Below are 19,276 nucleotides of genomic sequence, written 5' to 3'. Positions count from 1 at the left end.
GAATTCGTCTTAGCGAATGACGTAGGGCAGCAGGCCCAGGAACCGCGCGCGCTTGATGGCGCGGGCGAGCTCACGCTGCTTCTTCGCGGATACCGCGGTGATGCGGCTCGGCACGATCTTGCCGCGCTCGGAGACGTAACGCATCAGCAGCTTGCTGTCCTTGTAGTCGATCTTCGGCGCATTGGCTCCCGTGAACGGGCAGCTCTTGCGACGACGGAAAAACGGGCGGCGTGCACCAGCTTCAGCCATTGGTCTTACTCCCCATCCGTCGTGGTGGTTTCAGCTTCGTCGCGCGGACGACGCGGGCCGCGATCGCCGCGGAAGCCACCGCCGTCACGATCACCACCACGGAAACCGCCTTCGCGGTCGCCACGGAAGCCGCCGCCTTCACGGTCGCGGAATCCACCGCCACGGTCGTCACGCTCGCGATCGCGGTCGGCCTTGCGCATCATCGCGGACGGGCCTTCCTCGAGCTCTTCGACGCGGACGCTGAGATAGCGGATCACGTCTTCGCTGATGCGCTCCTGGCGCTCGATCTCGGCGATCGCCGCGGAGGGCGCGTCGATGTTGAGGAGCACGAAGTGCGCCTTGCGGTTCTTGTTCATGCGGTAGGTGAGGGAGCGAACGCCCCAATTCTCGGTCTTGGTGACCTTGCCGCCGAGACCTTCGACGATGCCGGTCATCTGCGCAGTCAGCTCTTCGACCTGCTGCGTGCTCGCGTCTTGGCGCGCGAGAAAAACATGCTCATAGAGAGCCATAGTCGTCCTTTCCTCGTGTTGGCGCATCGCCCGGCGTCAAGCCCTTAAGAGACCTTCGGAAAGGACTCTGGGATTAAGCTCAGAAGGCGGAAACACGGGACGACGGGCCGACTGGCCCTGCCACACCAAAATCACGAATGATTTGCTGAGACCGTCCGTTCAGCTCCCGGCCGGGGTCTGCGGATGCGCGCGTTATACGGATTTTGGTCGGCTTGGCAAGGTTTGGGGCCGTGTTTTCGGCCCGGATGGTTCCGGGTGCAGGGCAGGACCGGTCCCTTCCGCACCATATTTGGCTTGATCTATTTGTTTGTATATCATACAAATAAATTCAGGGAGAGGATCCGATGGTGGAAAAGTCGGCCCAGGAGCCGCTTGAGGTGGCTGGCAACCCCAAGCATGCCGTGCGGGCGACGCGCTCGGCCGGCCGCAAAATGCGCTCCCTGCTGCTCGATGCCGCCAGCCCGCTGTTTCGGGAGCGGGGATTGTCGGGCACCGCGATCACCGACATCGCAGCCGCGGCAGACGCATTCCCGAGCCAGATCACCTATTATTTCCGCACCAAGGAGGCGCTGTTCGTCGAATGCGCCTGCCGCGATCTCCTCTATCTGGCGCGGGCGACCGAGCAGGCGGCGCTGAAGGCGCGCACGCCGCGGGAGTATACCCACGCGCTGGCCGAGACCGTGACGGCCAGCGATTCGATCGCGTTCTTTGCCGAGGCTTTGACTTTGACGCGGCGGCGTCAGGATCTCGCGCCGCTGGTCGAGCGCACCATCGAGCGCTTGCACACTGAAGGCGCGCGCGCCTATGCGGGCCAGGTGGCGCGCCATGGCTGGCGTTCGCTGCGCGCGCCCGACGAAAGCTCGCGGCGGTTCTGGGCCGTCGCCATTGGAATCATCCTCGAAGGCTATGCCATGGGCCGTTCGCCCGAGGCGCTCTGCGCCGAGATGCTGCGCGTGCTCGGCGAGCAGGCGAAATCGACTGGCGAGCCTGCGCGCCTGCGTCTCGTCGAGGAGCGCGATGCATCCGGCAATTCGAACGAGAGGGTTAAGCCATGACCGCACTTCGCATGCGCGCCCGCGATTTTCTGACCGACGATGAACTCGCTGATGTGCGCCGGCGTGTGACCTGGAAGGGTATCGCGATGATCGTCCATGCCTGGGCGCTCATCATTGGTGCGATTGCGCTGGTCGCGTGGTGGCCTAATCCGATCACCTATATTCTCGCCGTCGCGATCATCGGGTCACGCCAACTGGGCTTGGCGATCCTGATGCATGACGGTGCGCACGGCTGCCTGTCCGCCGATGAAAGAACCAATCTCGCGCTGAGCCAGTGGCTCTGCGCCTATCCTCTGTTTGCCGAGACGCGCAGCTACCGGCGCTATCACCTCCAGCATCATGCGCGCACGCAACAGGAGGACGATCCTGATCTGGTGCTGTCGGCGCCGTTTCCGATCACGAAACTGAGCTACCGCCGCAAGTTCATCCGCGACATCACCGGACAGACCGGCTACCAGCAGCGCAAGGCGCAATTACTCAACGCGCTTGGATCGAAGGATTGGCCCTGGCGCCAGCGCGCCGCGCATTTCCGGGACAAGCTCGGCCCGCAATGTCTCGTCAACGCCGCGATGTTCGTGGCGTGCGCGGCTGCCGGCGTGTGGTGGGCCTATCCGCTGCTATGGCTGGTGCCGCTGCTGACCTGGATGATGGTCATCACCCGCATCCGCAACATCGCCGAGCATGCCGTCGTCCCGGACAGCAGCGATCCCTTGCGCAACACTCGCACCACGCACGCCAATCTTCTCGAGCGTCTGTTCATCGCGCCGTATTACGTGAACTACCATCTCGAGCATCATCTCTTGTTCTACGTGCCCTGCTACAATCTGCCGAAGGTGCATCGACTGCTCAGTGAGAGCCGGCATGCCACCCGCATGGAAGTGCAGCCGAACTACGCCGCAGTGCTGCGGCTCGCGACCGCGAAACCGAACCGCGATGATCGTCCGGGGCAATTGGTCAGCAATGTGCGCCGTGCGCAGGCCGGGGCCGAGATCGGCGCGGATCAGAAGGCCGGCGGGTTTTAAGGGGCGTATCCCCAGTTGAAGGCCGGCCCGGGTGTCCATCTTGGCTTGACAGTCTGGCCCTGGACAGTGTCTACGGCCCCTTTCGGAGCATGGTCGGGAACCAAGGCTCGGGCCGGACGTCAACGGCTGCCGGGTTCTCGATGCACACGGCTCGAGCGATCCAGGGAGCGCCGATGACGGCAGCATTCACATTTCCGGGGCAGGGTTCCCAGGCGGTCGGTATGGGCAAGGCCTTGGCCGACGCCTTTCCGGTGGCACGCGCCGTGTTCGACGAGGTCGATGCCGCGCTTGGCGAGAAGCTGACGGCAATCATCTGGGACGGCCCGGCCGAAACCCTCCAACTCACCGAGAACGCCCAGCCGGCCCTGATGGCGGTGTCTGTCGCCACTCTGCGCGTGCTGGAGGCTGAAGCCGGGTTTTCCGTGGGTCGGGACGCAGCCTTCGTGGCCGGTCACTCACTCGGCGAATATTCGGCGCTGGCCGCGGCCGGCAGCCTGACGATCTCGGACACCGCGCGGCTGCTTCGCACCCGCGGTCTCGCAATGCAAAAGGCCGTGCCTGTTGGTGCCGGCGCCATGGCCGCGCTGCTCGGCCTCGATTACGACGCCGCCCTGGAGGTCGCCAAAGAGGCGGCGCAGGGCCAGGTCTGCCAGGCCGCCAATGACAATGGCGGCGGGCAGGTCGTCGTCTCCGGCGACAAGGCCGCGGTCGATCGCGCCGTCGAGATCGCCAAGACCAAGGGTGCCAAGCGCGCCATGCTGCTGCCGGTGTCCGCACCGTTCCATTGCAAGCTGATGCAGCCTGCCGCCGACGCGATGGCCGAAGCGCTGTCCAGGGTCACGATCAAGGCTCCGGCCGCGCCGCTGGTGTCGAACGTGCTGGCCAGCGCGATCACCGATCCCGACGAGATCCGCCGCCGCCTGGTCGAGCAGGTGACCGGCACGGTGCGCTGGCGCGAGTCGGTTGGCTATATGGCGGGGCAGGGCGTCACCCGCTTCTTCGAGATCGGTGCGGGCAAGGTGCTGACGGGACTCGTCAAGCGCATCGCCGACGGTGCCGTCGGTATCGCCGTGGGCGGTCCGAACGATATTGCCGCCGCCAAGGATGCATTGGCCGCTGCCAAGCAGGCTTAAGTTTGCGCACGATCTTTCCGGAAAGCCGCTGCACGCTTTTCCGGATCGTGCTTTGGAGGAGTTTTCGATGTTCGATCTGACTGGCAAGAAGGCGCTCGTCACCGGCGCGACCGGCGGTATCGGCAACGCGATCGCCCAGGCGCTGCACGCGCAGGGCGCAACCGTCGCGATCTCGGGGACGCGCAAGGAGGTGCTGGATGAGCTTGCCGGCAAGCTCGGCGAGCGTACCCATGTGCTGCCCTGCAACCTCTCCAAGGCCGACGAGGTCGAGGCGCTGGTGCCCGCGGCGGAGGCCGCGATGGGACAGGTCGATATTCTCGTCGCCAATGCCGGCATCACCCGCGACAATCTTTTCGTGCAACTCCGCGACGAGGATTGGGAGGAGGTCATCAACATCAATCTGACCTCGACCTTCCGCCTGGCCCGCGCTGCCACCAAGCTGATGATGCGCAAGCGCTTCGGCCGCATCATCGCCATCACCTCGATCGTCGGCGTCACCGGCAATCCGGGGCAGGGCAACTACACCGCGTCGAAGGCCGGCCTGATCGGCATGATCAAGACGCTGGGGGCCGAATACGCCAAGCGCGGCGTGACTGCGAACTGCATCGCGCCCGGCTTCATCAAGACGCCGATGACGGACGCCCTCAATGACAAGCAGCGCGAGACGATTCTGACCAAGGTTCCGGCCGCCCGCCTGGGGACGCCCGAGGACATTGCGGCCGCCGCGGTCTACCTGAGTTCGAACGAAGCGGCCTACGTCACCGGCCAGACCATCCACGTCAACGGCGGCATGGCCATGATCTGAAACGTTCGTTCCGCACTGCCCACATGGGCGGGGCAGGATGCGGCAAACGGCTGTTTCCGGAGCGAATTGAGGCGTGTAGTCAAGGCAGTTGAAGTATGATAACCGGACGCTCAACGGATGGGCAAAGAACGCCATTGCAGGTTTTTGAAACCCTGTATATTGGCGATGCGGAGCCTTGGCCGTCGTTCGCCGGGTCTCCATCGGTTAGGGTGGGACCAGATCAAAGTTCGTAAGCGAAGGCAGTCAACGACCACGACGGCTCGTATCGTCCCGGGGGGTCGGGTCTACAGGGAACAACACGAGGTTATGCAATGAGTGAGATTGGCGAGCGGGTTAAGAAGATCGTGGTCGAACACCTTGGTGTTGAACCCGAGAAGGTTGTCGATGCTGCGAGCTTCATCGACGACCTCGGCGCCGACAGTTTGGACACCGTCGAGCTGGTGATGGCGTTCGAAGAAGAATTCGGGTGCGAGATTCCGGACGACGCCGCTGAGACGATTCTCACCGTCGGCGACGCCACGAAGTTTCTCGAGAAGAACGCGAAGAGCTAAGGCTCTTCATTTCGCGGGGACAACATTGAAACCGGACGGGCCGCTTCCCAGCGGTCAGCCGGTTTCTTGTTATTGGCCGTGAATCTTTCGATGCGGAGTTTTCGGATATGAGGCGGGTTGTCGTCACTGGTCTCGGCATGGTGTCGCCACTCGGCTGCGGGGTCGAGCCGACCTGGAAACGCATCCTCAATGGCGAGAGCGGTGCGCGAGCGATCGAGAGCTTCGATGTCTCCGATCTCCAGACCAAATACGCCTGCACGGTGGTGCGCGGCGACGGCAGCAACGACACCTTCAATCCCGACAAGTGGATGGAGCCGAAGGACCAGCGCAAGGTCGACGACTTCATCATCTTCGGCATGGCCGCGGCCGGCCAGGCGCTCGACGATGCCAACTGGCATCCCGAGACCGAAGAGGACAAATGCGCGACCGGCACCATGATCGGCTCGGGCATCGGCGGCCTCAACGGCATCGCCGAGACCGCGATCCTGCTCAAGGAGCGCGGACCGCGCCGGGTGTCGCCGTTCTTCATTCCCGGCCGCCTGATCAATCTCGCCTCCGGTTATGTCTCGATCGCGCACGGACTGAAGGGGCCGAACCATTCGGTGGTCACGGCCTGCTCGACTGGCGCCCATGCCGTCGGAGACGCCGCCCGCCTGATCGCGCTCGGCGATGCCGACGTGATGGTCGCGGGTGGTGCGGAGTCGCCGATCAGCCGCATCGGCATTGCCGGTTTCAATGCGGCGCGCGCGCTGTCGACCGGCTTCAACGATACGCCTGAGAAGGCATCGCGTCCCTACGACAAGGATCGCGACGGTTTCGTGATGGGTGAGGGCGCTGGCGTCCTCGTCCTGGAAGAGCTCGAGCACGCAAGGCGCCGCGGCGCCAGGATTTATGCCGAGGTGATCGGCTACGGTCTGTCGGGTGACGCCTATCACATTACGTCGCCTTCGCCCGATGGCGATGGCGGTTTCCGCAGTATGTCGGCCGCGCTCAAGCGCGCCGGCCTGACCGCATCCGACCTCGACTACATCAACGCGCACGGCACCTCGACGCCGCTCGGCGACGAGATCGAGCTCGGCGCGGTGGAACGCCTGCTCGGCAACGCCGCCTCCAAGGTCGCGATGTCCTCGACCAAATCCTCGACCGGCCATCTGCTCGGTGCCGCCGGCGCGATCGAGGCGATCTTCGCCGTTCTCGCGATTCGCGATAATGTCGTGCCGCCGACCATCAATCTGGACAATCCGTCGGTGGAGACCGCGATCGATCTCGTGCCGCACAAGGCGAAGCAGCGCGAGGTGAACATCGCGCTGTCGAATTCTTTCGGCTTCGGCGGTACCAATGCGTCGGTGATCGTCCGGCGTCTGGCCCAATAGTTTGCGTTTGAGACGAATCCACCGTTTTGCCGTATTCGGCGATAGTCATATCCGTGGGCGCGTGCATTTGGCTCGGCAAGCGATTGTCAGGCTGCGATTGAACCGGCAGGATTCAGGTTGCTTCGATGAGTGAAAGGCCGCCCATTTCGCCCCGGAGTCCGCGGGCAGCGCTCGAGCCCGAGCAGGTCCCGCCGCCGCCGAAACGTTCGGAGCGGGCGCGCAATCCCTTTGTGGTGGTCGGCAACGCCATCATCACCTTGCTCCTGATCGGCCTCATCGGCGCGGGCGCGGCCTATTACTACGGCCGGCAGGTGCTCGAGGCGGCGGGGCCGCTGAAAGAGGACAAGGTCGTCAACATCCCGCAGCGCGCCGGCAAGCGCGACATTGCCGAGACCCTGAACCGGGAAGGCGTGACCGACGTCAATCCGTGGATCTTCATCGGCGCCGTTGCCGCGCTGAAGGCGAGCTCGGACCTGAAGCCCGGTGAATATTCGTTCCAGAAGAACGCGAGCTTGCGCGACGTCATCGCCACCATCGTCGAGGGCAAGGTGGTGCAGCACGCCATCACGATTCCGGAAGGCCTGACCTCCGAGCAGATCGTGACGCGCTTGAGCGACAACGACATCTTCACCGGCAGCGTCCGCGAAGTGCCGCGTGAAGGCACGCTGCTGCCCGAGACCTACAAGTTCCCGCGCGGGACCCCGCGCGACCAGGTGATCCAGCGCATGCAGCAGGCGCATAAGCGCGTGCTCGCCGAGATCTGGGAGCGCCGCAGCCAGGATCTGCCGGTCAAGACGCCCGAGCAGCTGGTAACGCTCGCCTCGATCGTCGAGAAGGAAACGGGCAAGCCGGACGAGCGCAGCCGCGTCGCCGCCGTGTTCGTCAATCGCCTCAAGCAGAGGATCAAGCTCCAGTCCGATCCGACCATCATCTACGGTCTCGTCGGCGGCAAGGGCACGCTGGGCCGCCCGATCAAGCGCAGCGAGATCACACAGCCCTCGCCCTACAACACCTATGTGATCGAGGGCCTGCCGCCGGGCCCGATCTCCAATCCCGGCCGCGCCTCGCTGGAAGCTGCTGCCAATCCCGCTCGCACCCGCGACCTCTATTTCGTCGCCGACGGCTCGGGCGGGCATGCCTTCACCGAGACCTACGACGCGCACCAGAAAAACGTCGCCAAGCTGCGCGCGATGGAGAAGCAGATCCAGAACGACACGGTCGAGCCGGCCGACGATGCGCCGGCGCCGGCCACCGCTGCGCCCGCGGCCGCGGATACGGCGCCGACCGCGACAACGCCGGCACCCCGGCCGACCCAGCAGAAGAAGCCGCCGGCACGGCCCGCACGGCAGGGCGCAGTGCAGCCGTGGCCGCCGGTGATCCAGCGCTAGGCCCTTGCCGAGCGTTAGCCCCTGCGCAGACCTGCCTGCGGACTTTGCGGATTCCACTTTCCTGCAAAATAGTCTTAAGATTCGCGTGGCCTGATGGCCTCGCGAATCCCATGATGTCGGAGAATTTGACCTGATGGCGCTGTCGTCCATGACCGGCTTTGCCCGAAGCCACGGCGCAAGCGGGCCGTATACGTTCGAATGGGAATTGAAGTCGGTCAACGCCAAGGGCTTTGACCTCAGGGTGCGGCTGCCGCAGGGGTTCGACGAGCTCGAGGCCCACGCCAAGAAGCGCGCCGGCGAGCTGCTCTCGCGCGGCACCGTCTACGCCAATCTCAACGTCAAGCGCGCCAATGCCGCCGCCACCGTCCGTGTTAATGAGGACGTGCTCAACGCCGTGCTGAAGGCTGCCGCCGTGATCGCCGGCAAGGTCGATGCGGTCGCCCCGAGCGTTGACGGCCTGCTCTCGATCAAGGGCGTCGTCGAGGTCGCCGAGCCCGAGGGCGACGAGGAGGAGGACAAGGCCGCGCGTGTTGCCGTAGCCGAGGCTTTCGACAAGGCGCTCGACGAACTCGTGGCGATGCGCAAGCGCGAGGGCGCTTCGCTCGGGCAGATCCTGACCCAGCGCGTCGACGAGGTCGAGCAATTGGCGAAGAAGGCGGAAGGCGCGCCGGGCCGCAAGCCCGAGGCGATCAAGGCGAAGCTCGCCGAGCAGATCGCGGCGTTGCTCGACACGTCGGATCGTTTCGATTCCGACCGCCTGATGCAGGAGGCGATCCTGATCGCCACCAAGGCCGACATCCGCGAGGAACTCGACCGCATCGCTTCGCACATCGCACAGGCGCGCGAGCTGATCGGCAAGGGCGGCCCGATCGGCCGCAAGCTCGATTTCCTGGCGCAGGAGTTTCACCGCGAGGTCAACACCTGCTGCTCGAAGTCGAACGACATCGAGCTGACCAATACCGGGCTCGCCATGAAGAACGTGGTCGAGCAATTCCGCGAGCAGGTCCAGAATCTGGAGTGATCGATGACGACGGGCGGTCACGGAACTGACGGTGTCGAGCGGCGCGGATTGATGTTCGTGCTGTCCTCGCCATCGGGCGCAGGCAAGACGACGCTGTCGCGTCTTCTGATCGACCGCATGCCGGGTCTTCGCATGTCGGTGTCGGCGACGACGCGCGCGATGCGGCCCGGCGAGGTCGATGGCCGCGACTATCTGTTCGTCGACAAACCCAAGTTCGACGCCATGGTGAAGGGCGACGAGCTGCTGGAATGGGCGACCGTGTTCGACAACAGCTACGGCACGCCGCGCAGCCCCGTCGAGGCTGCGCTGTCGGCGGGACAGGACGTGCTGTTCGACATCGACTGGCAGGGCACGCAGCAGCTGCGCGAGAAGGCCCGCGCCGACGTCGTCAGCGTGTTCATCCTGCCGCCGTCGGCCGGCGAACTGGAGAAACGCCTGCATTCGCGCGCCCAGGATTCCGACGAGGTGATCCGCAAGCGGATGAGCCGCGCCAGCCACGAGATGAGCCACTGGGCCGAGTACGACTACATCGTCATCAACCACAATGTGGATGACGCCTTCGCCGAGGTGCAGTCGATCCTGAAGGCCGAGCGCCTCAAGCGCGAGCGGCGGACCGGCCTCGTGAGCTTCGTGCGAGGGCTGCAAGGTCAGCTTCAAGGCTAGGGTCGAAGCTCGGCTGCGTCAGCCGCGGCCCTTCCTTCGCCAGCCGTTCCAGCATCGCCGTGATGATGTCGATATCGACGGCATTGCCGTGCTGCGCGTGGTCCTCATGCGCGTCGGTGTCCTGCGCGGCCGCTTCTTCGTGCTGGACATCGTCAGCTGCAAGCTGAGGCGCTGCCGCCTCGATCTCGAATTCGCCGTGGAAATAGTCGATTTCGGTCTCTTCAGGTTCTTCCACCGCAACCTCAGAGGTGGGACGGCCCTGCGCCGCGATCCGGCCGATGGCGTCGGAGAATGCGGCGATCTGCCGGGCTTGCGGACGCACGGCGTCGAAGTCGACCGGAAGCGCCCGTTCTGCGCGCGGCGCCGGAACGGGCTCGTTGAGCCACGGCGCGCGGTCGTCGTCGTGATCCTGCCTGTGATCCCAGTTCACGCGGCGATCGGCCGTCTGCGTGCGAGTGCGCCCACCGGCGAAGCGGTAGATCACGCTGGCGAGAAGGCCGGCGAGCGCGAGCGCGCCGCCGATGACGAGCAGGAGCATCTGGAGCGAGCCGGTCGGTTTCCCGACGGGGGCGTCGGCGGTGGCGAGCGCCACCGGGGCAGGGGATGCGGCCGGCACTGCATCTGGCTGTACGGCGGCTGCTGCAGGTGCGGACGCCGGCGCCGGCGCCGATTGCGGTGCTGGCGATGATTGCGGTGCCGGCGAGGCGGGTGCGGCGTCCGGCCAGGGCGCGGCGACAGCGGGCTGTGCCGCGCTGGCATCAGTGGCGCTGGGAGCCTGCTGCGTCGTAGCTGCGGCCGGCGCCGGCGCGCTCACCGCGGGGCTGGTCTGGGGCGCGACGTATTCGGCGTGTGCGTTCTGCACCGATTGCGGCGGCGCTGAATCCGGTTGCGGCGTGCTACTCGCGGTCTGGGCGGTCGTTGTGGCCTTGCCGTTTTCCTTGGCGCCTTCGGCGCGCAGGTACCAGCATTGCCGTTTCGTCCCGCGCTCCACGCGATAGTGCCAGTGCTGGCCCTGCGGCGCGGCACCCTTCGGCGAGGCGAGGCAATCGCTCGCGGCATTCGCCGTGCTCGCAGTGCCCGGTGCACTCGGCGCGTTCTGCGAAACGGCAGCCAATGGCGCGCCGGCAATGACGCCGCCGACCAGCGCGGATATGAACTTTGCGGTGCGGTTGCCCATCCTGGTCTCCCGATTACGCATGACGCAACTCGTTACCTTCCCCTTCTCGACAAAGAGTTGGGTGGCAATGAGCCGCAAATCCGGAGAGGATGTGGCTTGAATCGGGCCTGCGCGGCATTCGTTCCACCGCGAATTCAGGCTTTTTGTCGGCGCTTTTGCTGGCTCGCGGTCCAGGTTCCCGAGCAACTGTCGCGGAGCGCACGGGCCGATTTGTCCGACTCTCAAAAAGGCACGTTTCGAATTCACCGGGGGTTCGAGCTGAGAATGAAGCGCCGATCACGCTTTTGCAGGGGACGGGCGTTCATCGGATAGAGCTTGCCGAACCTGGCGATGTCGGCCTCGTCCACTTCGATCGGATGGGCGAGCACAATCCACTCGACCGTCTCGCTGCATGGCGGGGTCGTCAGCGAACCCTCGTAGTGGAAATAGGCCCTTTGCGAAGGCAGCAAGCGGACAGGCTCGATTTTTGGGTCCGCCTGAACGGGCGCGCCTTCTTGCGGCGGCATCGTCGCCATGATCGTCTTGAACACCGGGTTCGACTTGCCAGGGACGAGAAGCACGCCGACGACGGCCAGGCCATCCGTCCCTTCGTGAACGAAATGTGCCTCCATGGCGAAACCCTTGCCCTCGATCTGATGTTCGCCCGGATGATGGAAGTGCATCTGTTTCAGCGCGAAAGAGCGATCGCCCAAATGCAGCGTGTTGCCGTCTTCGAAGCCGAGCTGAATGGTGTGGCCGTTGTTGACAATGGTGGCGGGGTGCTTGGTCCAGCGGATCCTGAGGGGAGGTTGTCGCGCGCCGATGGTGCCGGTGATGTTGATGGGCGATTGCTGGCCGCCGATCGAACACGCAGTGTTCGCCTCGTCGAGACCACTCCATTTGTCCGGTCCGCCTTCTCCAGCGTAGCTCCAATGATGCTCGGCAGCAGAAGCGGCCGAAGTGCAGAGCTGGCACAGCGACAAGCCGGCGAACATCCTCAAGGCCTCGCGTCGGTGCATCATTCGTCTCCCGACATCACGATTGCTTCTGCACGATCTGGAAACCCGCGCTCTCCAGGGCCCGCATGATCACGCCCGTCAGGTGCGCGCATTCTTCCGGCATGATCCAGCTCGGGCTGCGCCAGTCCGGGTCACCTTCCTTCGGGTAGCTGTCGAAGGCCGCATGGATGGCAGCCATGATGACGGCATCTGCGGCATTCGACATGAGGTCCTCCACTCGGGATGCTGCGTGCGCCGGTATAGAAATGACCTTTCGGCCATCGCCGGCTGCGGTGAGGCTGCGGTCAGGGCTATAGATTGCCGATAGGGAATAATGGAGCGGCAGAATGGCGCGGCGCCTGTTGACCTAGATCAAGCCTGGCCAGGTCATGGGCAGGGCGCCGGAACATGCCGGAGGGCTGACCTTCGGAGAAAAAGCGTTGGCGTCGAAGAAATGACGGAGGGAGCTCGTTGGTGGCAGCCGGAAAAAGTTTACTTCCACAAACTCGCCAGCTTCAGCGCCAGGACTCCCAGCACGCCGCTGATCAATCCTACCATCGCGTAGGATTGCGCGAACACGCCGGTCTGGATGAAGACCTGACATGCGATGGCGAAGCAGATCCCGGTGAGGAGCAGGCAGGCGCAGCCGGCGACGATGGCGAAATAGCGGATCGCCGTCGCGAGGGGCCTGGCGGGAGCTGCGGGATCTATCATGCGGGAGGACAAGGTTGTGGCGAGCAGCGCGCCGCTGCACCGACAAGCAGGGGCAACAGCATCACGTGCTGGCGCAGCAGTCGACCAATAAACGCCAGATGCGCTGGATCTCGACTGATCTCTGCATCTCGAGCACGTGGTTCTCGCTTGCGGGGGAGGGAGCTGCGGAGTGGAGCTCGCGCGGCGCGATCCAGCGTTCGGAGATCGGATCGTACCATTTGTTCGGGGTCACCACGTTCGTATCTCCTCTTCATCCCCCTGGTTCTGCGCCTATCCCATGCGCCGGTTGCTCGTGTTCTGGGTCAGGTTGCCGTGCGCGGCCTGCTCACGGATATTCTGTTTCTCGTCGTCGCGATGGCCCTTGGTGGTGTCGACGGGAACTGTCGGCGCACTGCCGGCGCCCTTGTGGCTCTGGTTCTCGTCGGGAACAGGCTGCACGGTTTTTGTCAGCGGCTTCGTCATGCAGTTCAGACTCCGTCGTTGCCTTGACGAAAGGCCAACGCGCTGGACGCACGGGGCGTTCCACGATCGGGTCTGACGTAATTGTGGCAGTGCGAAGAGGATTAGTGCTTCGACACGTCGTGTGCGCCGGATGACGAGCGGTCGGATGGCTGCTCGCTCTCCTGGGTGCGGAGGTCGCTCGAGGCCTTATCGAGGGATCGTCCTTCGCCTGCGGCCTCGGCCTGCGGCTTGCGATACTTCCCGATCATCCGCTTGATGTCGTCGATGGCCTCCAGCAAGGGCGGCGCCAGCGCGAGCGCCGTCCCCATCGCAATGGCGATGATGGTGTGACGCAGCGAGACCTTCTCGTCTTCATCGTAGGCGTAGACATTCCGACCGATCGTGACGGGCGCGAGCCCGCTCGCGGGTCGCGTCTGATTCGGTTTCCGCGGCTTGCGCGGCGGGATCATGATCACGACGAAGAGCACGTTGATCAGGAGCCAGACGCCCAGGATGATGAGAACGGTCCGCATTGAAAAACCAAAGGTTAAGAAATGTGCTCGTGGTTCAAGCGGTTATTGAACGGCCGTTCGCGCGTCAAAGCAAGTTGTGCTTTCGATGCATGCAAGTTTCAGGCGGGATGGTTATCGGAATTCGGCGCGGTTGCGGGCGAACGTCCGGATGCGCGCCGGGTCGATCCCCGAATTGAAACCATGCGGGTTCGGCTTCGGCCGATGCTGTCTGCCGGTGCTGCGCGCCTCGTGCGCTACCGAAACCGCCGCGTCACCATCGCCAGCACGAACACCGGCTCGGTGCCGTCGAACACGCTGAGCGTCCAGTTGTCGCCGGGACGCAGCGCATGTTCGACATCGCGGGAGAGGCGGACCGCTTCGCGCCAGGCAGCCTCGTCGTCGGCGAGCGACTCGCCTGTCGTGTCGGTGTGAGGCTGCTGCCCTTCGAAATGGAAAAAGTACCGCTGCATGTGCGGCAATGCGGGCGACGTGAATATGTTCCGGGGCGTGCGGAACGGCCGCGCCGTCAGCGCGCGCCCAGCACTTCGCCGAAGTGCTTCCTGACCGCGTGGTTGCAGGCGCAGGCGCTGGCGGCAAGCGCCGGTCCGTCGAGGATCAGGATGGCGCAGCGGCGCGTTGCAAGGATGCGCCTTGCCTTCAGCATCTGGATGACGCGGCTGGCATAGCTGCGAGAGACGCCAAGCATGCCGGCGAGCTGCTCGTGGGTGAAGGGAATCTCGTCGCCGCCGATGTGCTCCTGCGCCGCGATGATCCATTTTGCAGCGCGCTGCTCGATCGAATGCGCGGCGTTGCAGGCTGCGGTCTGGAGCAGCTGTGCGAGCTGACAGGCGGCGTAGCGTGCGAACGAATCCTGCAGGCTCGCCGATCTCTGCTGCGCCTGTTCGAGCGCGCGCAGCGGCAGGCGCAGTGCCGTGCCGCCCACCTTCACGACGATGCGCGCATAGGCCAGTGACGGGCCCCGGCCAGCCGAAAGGCCGATCACCCCCTCGCGGCCGACCAGGAGGCTTTCGACCTCGCGATCATCCTCGACGGGCACCGCGAGCGACACGAAGGTGGGGCCGCAGGGAAAGTGGACCACGGCGATGCTGTCGCCGGCATGGTGAAGGATGTGGTTCGCCGCGAGGTCGACCGACTGCAAATGAGGGGCAAGCAGCTCGAAATCGTGGGTGCTGAGCTTCTCGAGGAGCTCGTTCTTGGGCCGGCCGGTCACGCTTGGTTCTCTTAACTGCCGGGAATCGGCAACCGAGGAGAACCCTACTTTTCCACGCAGGAACCGACGGTTCCAAAGTGCACACAAGGACTTGCGGGAAATCGAAAAAGAGTGACCCCGAACCGCGACGCACGCGTTGCGTTGCATGCGGGCCACGCCCCGAACTTTGTTCTCGCCCGGAGAACTACGGAATTTCGAAATCGAACGAGGCTCTGTTCAGGAGTGAACACAAGGGCCGGGCCAGGGGCATCGCCCGTCACCCCAGGCGAGCCTCGCGCGCGGCTGACAGCTGGTTCAAGCGCCGGTAGGCATCGATTGCCCTGTTGGCAAGCATCAACGGCCGGCGTTCGCCGGTTTTGAGCTGCGCTTCGATCGCATCCAGAATGGTGTTTGCGGCGGTGTCGGGCGGGCCGAGTTCGCCGGTCTTCTCAAGGAAGCTCCAGGCGATGAAGAATGCGCTCTCGACCGTGCAGCGAATGGACATGCGCTGCCAACGCGGTGCTGCCGCAGCCGTTCCGCGAGGGGCGGCGAGACATGCATCTCGCCGCCGGCGGCAGCTCAGTTCTTCAGCACGATGCGTCCGACGACCTTGCCGGCGCGCAATTCATCGATCCATTTCTGGACGTCGCCCATCGGCTCCTCGCGCATCGGCGTCGGCTTGATCTTGCCGGCGCGGGCGAGCGCCATCAGTTCGTGGGCCTCCGCAAGCGTGCCGACCATGAAGCCCTCGACCGTCAGGCGCTTGTAGATCCATTGCACCATCGGCAGCGTGAACTGGCCGCCCATCAGGCCGGAGACAACGACCTTGCCACCACGCGCGGCGACCGCGACCGCAAACGCCATCGACTTCTCGTTGCCGGCGAAATCGACGACCTCATCGAAGCCGCCGTCGGTTTCCTTCAGGATGCGCTTGATGACGTCGGGCTCGGACGGATCGTAGGCGTTGGCGGCGCCGTTCTTCAGTGCGGTCTCGCGCGCGGCCGGCGAGAGATCTGCGACCGTGATCGGCTGCTTGAACATTGCCTGCGCGAACGACAGGCCCATCATGCCGACCCCGCCGAGACCGATCAGCAGAAGGTTGCGCTGGCGCGGACGATCGACCAGGCGCTTGAGCGCGCCGTAGGCGGTCACGCCGGAACACATCAGCGTCGCGGCCTGGTTGACGGGCAGGGGATCGTAGTCGAGCAGATACTTTGCGTCCGGCACCAGCACGTGGGTGGCGAAGCCCCCGTCGATGGCCACACCGAGGAAGCGCTGCTTGGCGCAGAGGTTCTCGTCGCCGTTCTTGCAGTCGCGGCACTGGCCGCAGCCGATCCAGGGAAACACCGCCTTCTTCGCACCGACAAGACCAGCCGGTACGTCGGGGCCGACTTCGTCGACGACGCCGGCGATCTCGTGGCCGAGCGTGAAGGGCAGCGTCATGCCGCGCGTGGTGTCGAGCTTCTTGCCGCCGCCGAGATCGGCATAGCCGTCCTGGATGTGCAGGTCGGAATGGCAGAGGCCGCAGCGCTCGATGCGCACCAGCACCTCGGAGCCTTGCGGCTTGGGCGTATCGACGATGGTCTCGCACAGGGGCGCATCGAATTTGACCAGCGACTGCCGACGCATCAACGCCATTTTCTTTCCTCCGGAATATAAATTGTCAGGCTTCGCTGCGTATATCGGCCAATTCACGTGCCATGGCAACAAAGCCGGAGATGGGAATGGTCTCGGCGCGCCGCGTCGCATCGACGCCGGCGGCGGCGGCTAGTCGCGCCGGATCGACGCCGAGCGATTTCAGGCTCTGGCGCAGCATTTTGCGCCGTTGTCCGAAGGCGGCGGCCGCGACCTGCTCGAGCATCCTGCGATCGCAGGGCAGCGGTTCGGCGCGCGGCACCAGCCGCACGACGGACGATGTGACCTTCGGCGGCGGCACGAAGGCGGATGGCGAAATGTCGAACAGGATCTTTGTCTCCGCACGCCAGTTGGCGAGCACGCCGAGTCGGCCATAGGCCTCCTCGTCCTCGCGTGCGACGATGCGCTCGCCGACCTCTCGCTGAAACATCAGCACCATCATGTCGTACCAGGGCGGCCAGGGCTCGATGGTGAGCCAGTTGATCAGAAGCTGGGTCGCGATGTTGTAAGGCAGGTTGGCGACGATCTTGGCGCGCTCGCCTGCAAGCAGCGGCCGCGGATCGAAGGTCATGGCGTCCCCATGCACGATTTCGAGCCGGCCCGGGTAGCGCGCGGAAATATCGTTCAGCGCCGGAATCGCGCGCTCGTCGTGTTCGATGGCGATGACGCGTCTGGCGCCGAGCGCGAGCAGCGCGCGTGTCAACCCGCCCGGGCCCGGACCGATCTCGACAATGGTGGACTCTTCAAGCGGGGCTGCCGCGCGCGCGATGCGCGCAGTGAGATTGAGATCGAGCAGAAAATTCTGCCCCAACGATTTGCGGGCCGACAGCGCATGCTGGCGAATGACCTCGCGAAGCGGCGGGAGGTCGTCGATGGCGCTCATCAGCTGTTCGCAGCCGCCATGCGGCCTGCGAGCTTGAGCGCAGCGATCAGGCTGGACGGATTGGCCTTGCCGGTGCCGGCGATGTCGAAGGCGGTGCCGTGATCGGGCGAGGTGCGGATGAAGGGCAGGCCGAGCGTGACGTTGACCGCGTCGTCGAAGGCAACGGTCTTGATCGGGATCAGCGCCTGGTCGTGATACATGCAGACCGCGCAGTCATAGGTGTTGCGCGCAGCGTCGTGGAACATGGTGTCGGCGGGCAGCGGGCCCCTGGCGTCGATGCCGTCATTGCGCAGAACCTTGAGCGCCGGCGCGATCACGGTCTGCTCTTCGTGGCCGAGCGACCCATCTTCGCCGGCATGGGGATTGAGTCCGGAGATCGCGATGCGGGGACGGGCAATGCCGAAGCGGGATGCAAGCTCGGTCGCGACGATGCGCACGGTCGAGACGATGAGGTCGCTGGTGAGCTCTGCGAGAGCATCCCGCAAGGACACGTGGATCGTCACCGGCACCACGGCGAGACGCGGCGACCACAGCATCATCACCGGCTGTGGCGCGCCGGCATCGTCGGTGGCTGCGAGCTCTGCGAGGAATTCGGTGTGGCCGGGGTGGCGGAAGCCCGCGCGGTAGAGCACGCTCTTGGCGATGGGGTTGGTGACGACGGCACTGGCGAGCCCTGCGCGCACGTCGCTGACAGCCTGGCGGATCGAGGCGAGCGCAGCCGGTGCGCTCGAAGCGTCCGGCTTGCCTGGTACGGCCGTTACGCGCTCGCCGGTCGCAACCACGGGCAGGGCGTCGGAAAAGGCCGTTGCGGCTTCGCCCGGGCTGACCGCGGCGATCCTGATCTCTGTGCCCAGCGTCCTGGCGCGCTGCGCGATCATCGCCTCGTCGCCGAGCAGATAGAAGGCAGGCAGATCCAGCTCGCGGCGCCTGAGCCAGGCTGCAATGGTGATGTCGGGGCCGATGCCGGCGGGTTCTCCGAGCGTGAGCGCGAGGGGCTTTGCGGGAGCGGTGGCCATCAGTGGTTGCGATATTCGATCATCGCTGCTTTGCGGAGCTCGTCGAGATAGGCCTTCTGGGTCTTCTCGTACTTCTCCTGATACATCTTGTCGCGGATTTCGCGCTTCTTCGGCGTGTCGATCGTGGTCGGCTTGCGTGAGCAAAGCACGACCATCTCGATGCCGGACCTTGTCACTTCGGGTGCCGTGAGGTGGCCGATCGGCGTGTCGTCGAGCACCTTGCGGAGCGCCTCCGGCAGGTCGGCGGTGGTCTTGGTGACAGTGTCGCGGATGGTGGCGTTCGGCGTCGAACGGAACAACGAATTGGCTTCCTCGCAGCTTCCGACACGCGCGCGATATTGCTCGGCTTCCTTCATCCGCGTCTCCTGGAATGCGGAGGACGAACCGCGCGGCACGATCAGCACGATCGGCTGCATCTTGTATTCGGTGCCCTCGATCTGGAGCTTCGCCTCACCGTTCTCCCGCACTTTGTCGGCGACGTCCTTCTCGCCAACGATCAGCTTCTCCTTGAAGCGACCGCGCACGAGGCTGGTCCAGACCATCTCGGACCGCATGCGGCTCTTGAGGGTGTCGGGGCGCACGCCCTTGCTCTCCAGCGATTTGGTGAGCGTGTCGGTCGAGATGCGCATGCGCTGCGCCATGCCGTCATAGGACTGGTTGATGTCGGAGACGCCGGGCTCGACGCCGTACTTCTTGCCTTCCTTGATCTTGATCTTGTCGTCGATCAGCGTGTTGATGACGTCCTGCCGGCTCGGCGTCTTCTGCGTCGTCAGCGTGTCGAGCTTGGTGCGCTGCTCGATGTCGAAATCGGTGATGGGATCGCCGTTGACCATGACCACGATGTTCTGTGCCCATGCCGGTGCGCCGGCGAGAGTCAGCAACACGACGAGCATGAAGGGGAGAAGGCGGAATACAGGCAATCGGGTCGTCATGGTTGTCGCT

25 protein-coding genes are annotated in these 19,276 nt (G+C 64.8%); 9 read left to right on the top strand and 16 right to left on the bottom strand.

The features are described from left to right. Positions 1-9 precede the first annotated feature (9 nt). On the bottom strand, positions 10-249 hold the full coding sequence (gene rpsR, locus JQ631_RS12420; RefSeq protein WP_007592020.1) for a 30S ribosomal protein S18: 240 nt from the start codon (positions 247-249) through the stop codon (positions 10-12). Between the two features lie 5 nt (positions 250-254). Continuing rightward, positions 255-758, bottom strand: coding sequence for a 30S ribosomal protein S6 (rpsF, locus tag JQ631_RS12415; protein ID WP_128917556.1), 504 nt, complete (start codon positions 756-758; stop codon positions 255-257). Positions 759-1,102: 344 nt separating this feature from the next. Between rpsF and JQ631_RS12410 the strand changes: the two genes are divergently transcribed. From JQ631_RS12410 to gmk, 9 genes are all read left to right on the top strand, one after another. After that, a complete protein-coding gene (locus JQ631_RS12410; protein ID WP_212326531.1) occupies positions 1,103-1,813 on the top strand; it encodes a TetR/AcrR family transcriptional regulator C-terminal domain-containing protein in 711 nt (236 codons plus the stop codon). Continuing rightward, the gene (locus JQ631_RS12405; protein ID WP_212326530.1) at positions 1,810-2,835 is read left to right on the top strand and encodes a fatty acid desaturase family protein; all 1,026 of its coding nucleotides are present in this window, start codon (positions 1,810-1,812) and stop codon (positions 2,833-2,835) included. The genes JQ631_RS12410 and JQ631_RS12405 overlap by 4 nt, the downstream gene beginning before the upstream one ends. Positions 2,836-3,008: 173 nt before the next feature. Further along, positions 3,009-3,968: an ACP S-malonyltransferase gene (fabD, locus tag JQ631_RS12400; RefSeq protein ID WP_212326529.1), complete on the top strand. Its 960-nt coding sequence runs from the start codon at positions 3,009-3,011 to the stop codon at positions 3,966-3,968. 67 nt (positions 3,969-4,035) lie between these two features. Beyond that, entirely contained in the window at positions 4,036-4,773 is a 738-nt protein-coding gene (fabG, locus tag JQ631_RS12395; RefSeq protein WP_212326528.1) for a 3-oxoacyl-[acyl-carrier-protein] reductase, read from the top strand. Positions 4,774-5,084: 311 nt separating this feature from the next. Beyond that, positions 5,085-5,324 (top strand): acyl carrier protein, encoded by a 240-nt coding sequence (locus JQ631_RS12390; protein WP_006020277.1) that lies wholly within the window; start codon positions 5,085-5,087, stop codon positions 5,322-5,324. A gap of 107 nt (positions 5,325-5,431) precedes the next feature. Next, positions 5,432-6,697, top strand: a complete 1,266-nt coding sequence (gene fabF, locus JQ631_RS12385) for a beta-ketoacyl-ACP synthase II (protein ID WP_212326526.1) — start codon at positions 5,432-5,434, stop codon at positions 6,695-6,697. Positions 6,698-6,822: 125 nt separating this feature from the next. Beyond that, positions 6,823-8,085, top strand: a complete 1,263-nt coding sequence (mltG, locus tag JQ631_RS12380) for an endolytic transglycosylase MltG (protein ID WP_212326524.1) — start codon at positions 6,823-6,825, stop codon at positions 8,083-8,085. A gap of 133 nt (positions 8,086-8,218) precedes the next feature. Further along, the gene (locus tag JQ631_RS12375; protein ID WP_212326522.1) at positions 8,219-9,106 is read left to right on the top strand and encodes a YicC/YloC family endoribonuclease; all 888 of its coding nucleotides are present in this window, start codon (positions 8,219-8,221) and stop codon (positions 9,104-9,106) included. A gap of 3 nt (positions 9,107-9,109) precedes the next feature. Further along, a complete protein-coding gene (gene gmk / locus JQ631_RS12370) occupies positions 9,110-9,769 on the top strand; it encodes a guanylate kinase (RefSeq protein ID WP_212326521.1) in 660 nt (219 codons plus the stop codon). Here the strand turns inward: gmk and JQ631_RS12365 are convergent. The 14 genes from JQ631_RS12365 to JQ631_RS12300 form a co-directional block, all read right to left on the bottom strand. Further along, positions 9,702-10,967 (bottom strand): hypothetical protein, encoded by a 1,266-nt coding sequence (locus JQ631_RS12365; protein WP_249160267.1) that lies wholly within the window; start codon positions 10,965-10,967, stop codon positions 9,702-9,704. The two genes, gmk and JQ631_RS12365, sit on opposite strands and share 68 nt — an antisense overlap. A 221-nt stretch (positions 10,968-11,188) precedes the next feature. After that, complete coding sequence (locus JQ631_RS12360; RefSeq protein WP_212328584.1) at positions 11,189-11,944, bottom strand: carbonic anhydrase; 756 nt, start codon at positions 11,942-11,944, stop codon at positions 11,189-11,191. Between the two features lie 16 nt (positions 11,945-11,960). Further along, on the bottom strand, positions 11,961-12,149 hold the full coding sequence (locus JQ631_RS12355) for a hypothetical protein (RefSeq protein ID WP_212326519.1): 189 nt from the start codon (positions 12,147-12,149) through the stop codon (positions 11,961-11,963). Positions 12,150-12,415: 266 nt separating this feature from the next. Beyond that, on the bottom strand, positions 12,416-12,637 hold the full coding sequence (locus tag JQ631_RS12350; protein ID WP_212326517.1) for a hypothetical protein: 222 nt from the start codon (positions 12,635-12,637) through the stop codon (positions 12,416-12,418). Between the two features lie 61 nt (positions 12,638-12,698). Continuing rightward, a complete protein-coding gene (locus JQ631_RS12345) occupies positions 12,699-12,872 on the bottom strand; it encodes a hypothetical protein (RefSeq protein WP_212326515.1) in 174 nt (57 codons plus the stop codon). A 35-nt stretch (positions 12,873-12,907) separates the two neighbouring features. Then, positions 12,908-13,099, bottom strand: coding sequence for a hypothetical protein (locus JQ631_RS12340; protein WP_200299952.1), 192 nt, complete (start codon positions 13,097-13,099; stop codon positions 12,908-12,910). Positions 13,100-13,200: 101 nt separating this feature from the next. Further along, a complete protein-coding gene (locus JQ631_RS12335) occupies positions 13,201-13,611 on the bottom strand; it encodes a phosphonate metabolism protein PhnM (protein WP_212326513.1) in 411 nt (136 codons plus the stop codon). Positions 13,612-13,844: 233 nt separating this feature from the next. Continuing rightward, positions 13,845-14,060, bottom strand: coding sequence for a DUF6894 family protein (locus JQ631_RS12330; protein WP_212326512.1), 216 nt, complete (start codon positions 14,058-14,060; stop codon positions 13,845-13,847). 56 nt (positions 14,061-14,116) lie between these two features. Next, positions 14,117-14,821 (bottom strand): Crp/Fnr family transcriptional regulator, encoded by a 705-nt coding sequence (locus JQ631_RS12325; protein ID WP_212326511.1) that lies wholly within the window; start codon positions 14,819-14,821, stop codon positions 14,117-14,119. A gap of 256 nt (positions 14,822-15,077) precedes the next feature. After that, positions 15,078-15,305 (bottom strand): hypothetical protein, encoded by a 228-nt coding sequence (locus JQ631_RS12320; RefSeq protein WP_212326510.1) that lies wholly within the window; start codon positions 15,303-15,305, stop codon positions 15,078-15,080. A 74-nt stretch (positions 15,306-15,379) separates the two neighbouring features. Continuing rightward, positions 15,380-16,438: an alcohol dehydrogenase gene (locus JQ631_RS12315; protein ID WP_212326509.1), complete on the bottom strand. Its 1,059-nt coding sequence runs from the start codon at positions 16,436-16,438 to the stop codon at positions 15,380-15,382. A 25-nt stretch (positions 16,439-16,463) separates the two neighbouring features. Continuing rightward, positions 16,464-17,318, bottom strand: coding sequence for a 16S rRNA (adenine(1518)-N(6)/adenine(1519)-N(6))-dimethyltransferase RsmA (gene rsmA, locus JQ631_RS12310; protein ID WP_212326508.1), 855 nt, complete (start codon positions 17,316-17,318; stop codon positions 16,464-16,466). Beyond that, positions 17,318-18,334 (bottom strand): 4-hydroxythreonine-4-phosphate dehydrogenase PdxA, encoded by a 1,017-nt coding sequence (gene pdxA, locus JQ631_RS12305; protein ID WP_212326507.1) that lies wholly within the window; start codon positions 18,332-18,334, stop codon positions 17,318-17,320. The genes rsmA and pdxA overlap by 1 nt, the downstream gene beginning before the upstream one ends. Further along, a complete protein-coding gene (locus tag JQ631_RS12300; protein ID WP_212326506.1) occupies positions 18,334-19,266 on the bottom strand; it encodes a SurA N-terminal domain-containing protein in 933 nt (310 codons plus the stop codon). Before JQ631_RS12300 ends, pdxA begins: the two co-directional genes overlap by 1 nt. Positions 19,267-19,276: the final 10 nt, after the last annotated feature.

This window comes from Bradyrhizobium manausense (assembly GCF_018131105.1).
GTDB lineage: Bacteria > Pseudomonadota > Alphaproteobacteria > Rhizobiales > Xanthobacteraceae > Bradyrhizobium > Bradyrhizobium manausense_B.
The sequence above is the reverse complement of the archived record's forward strand: the minus strand, read 5'-3'. Positions and strand labels throughout refer to the sequence as shown.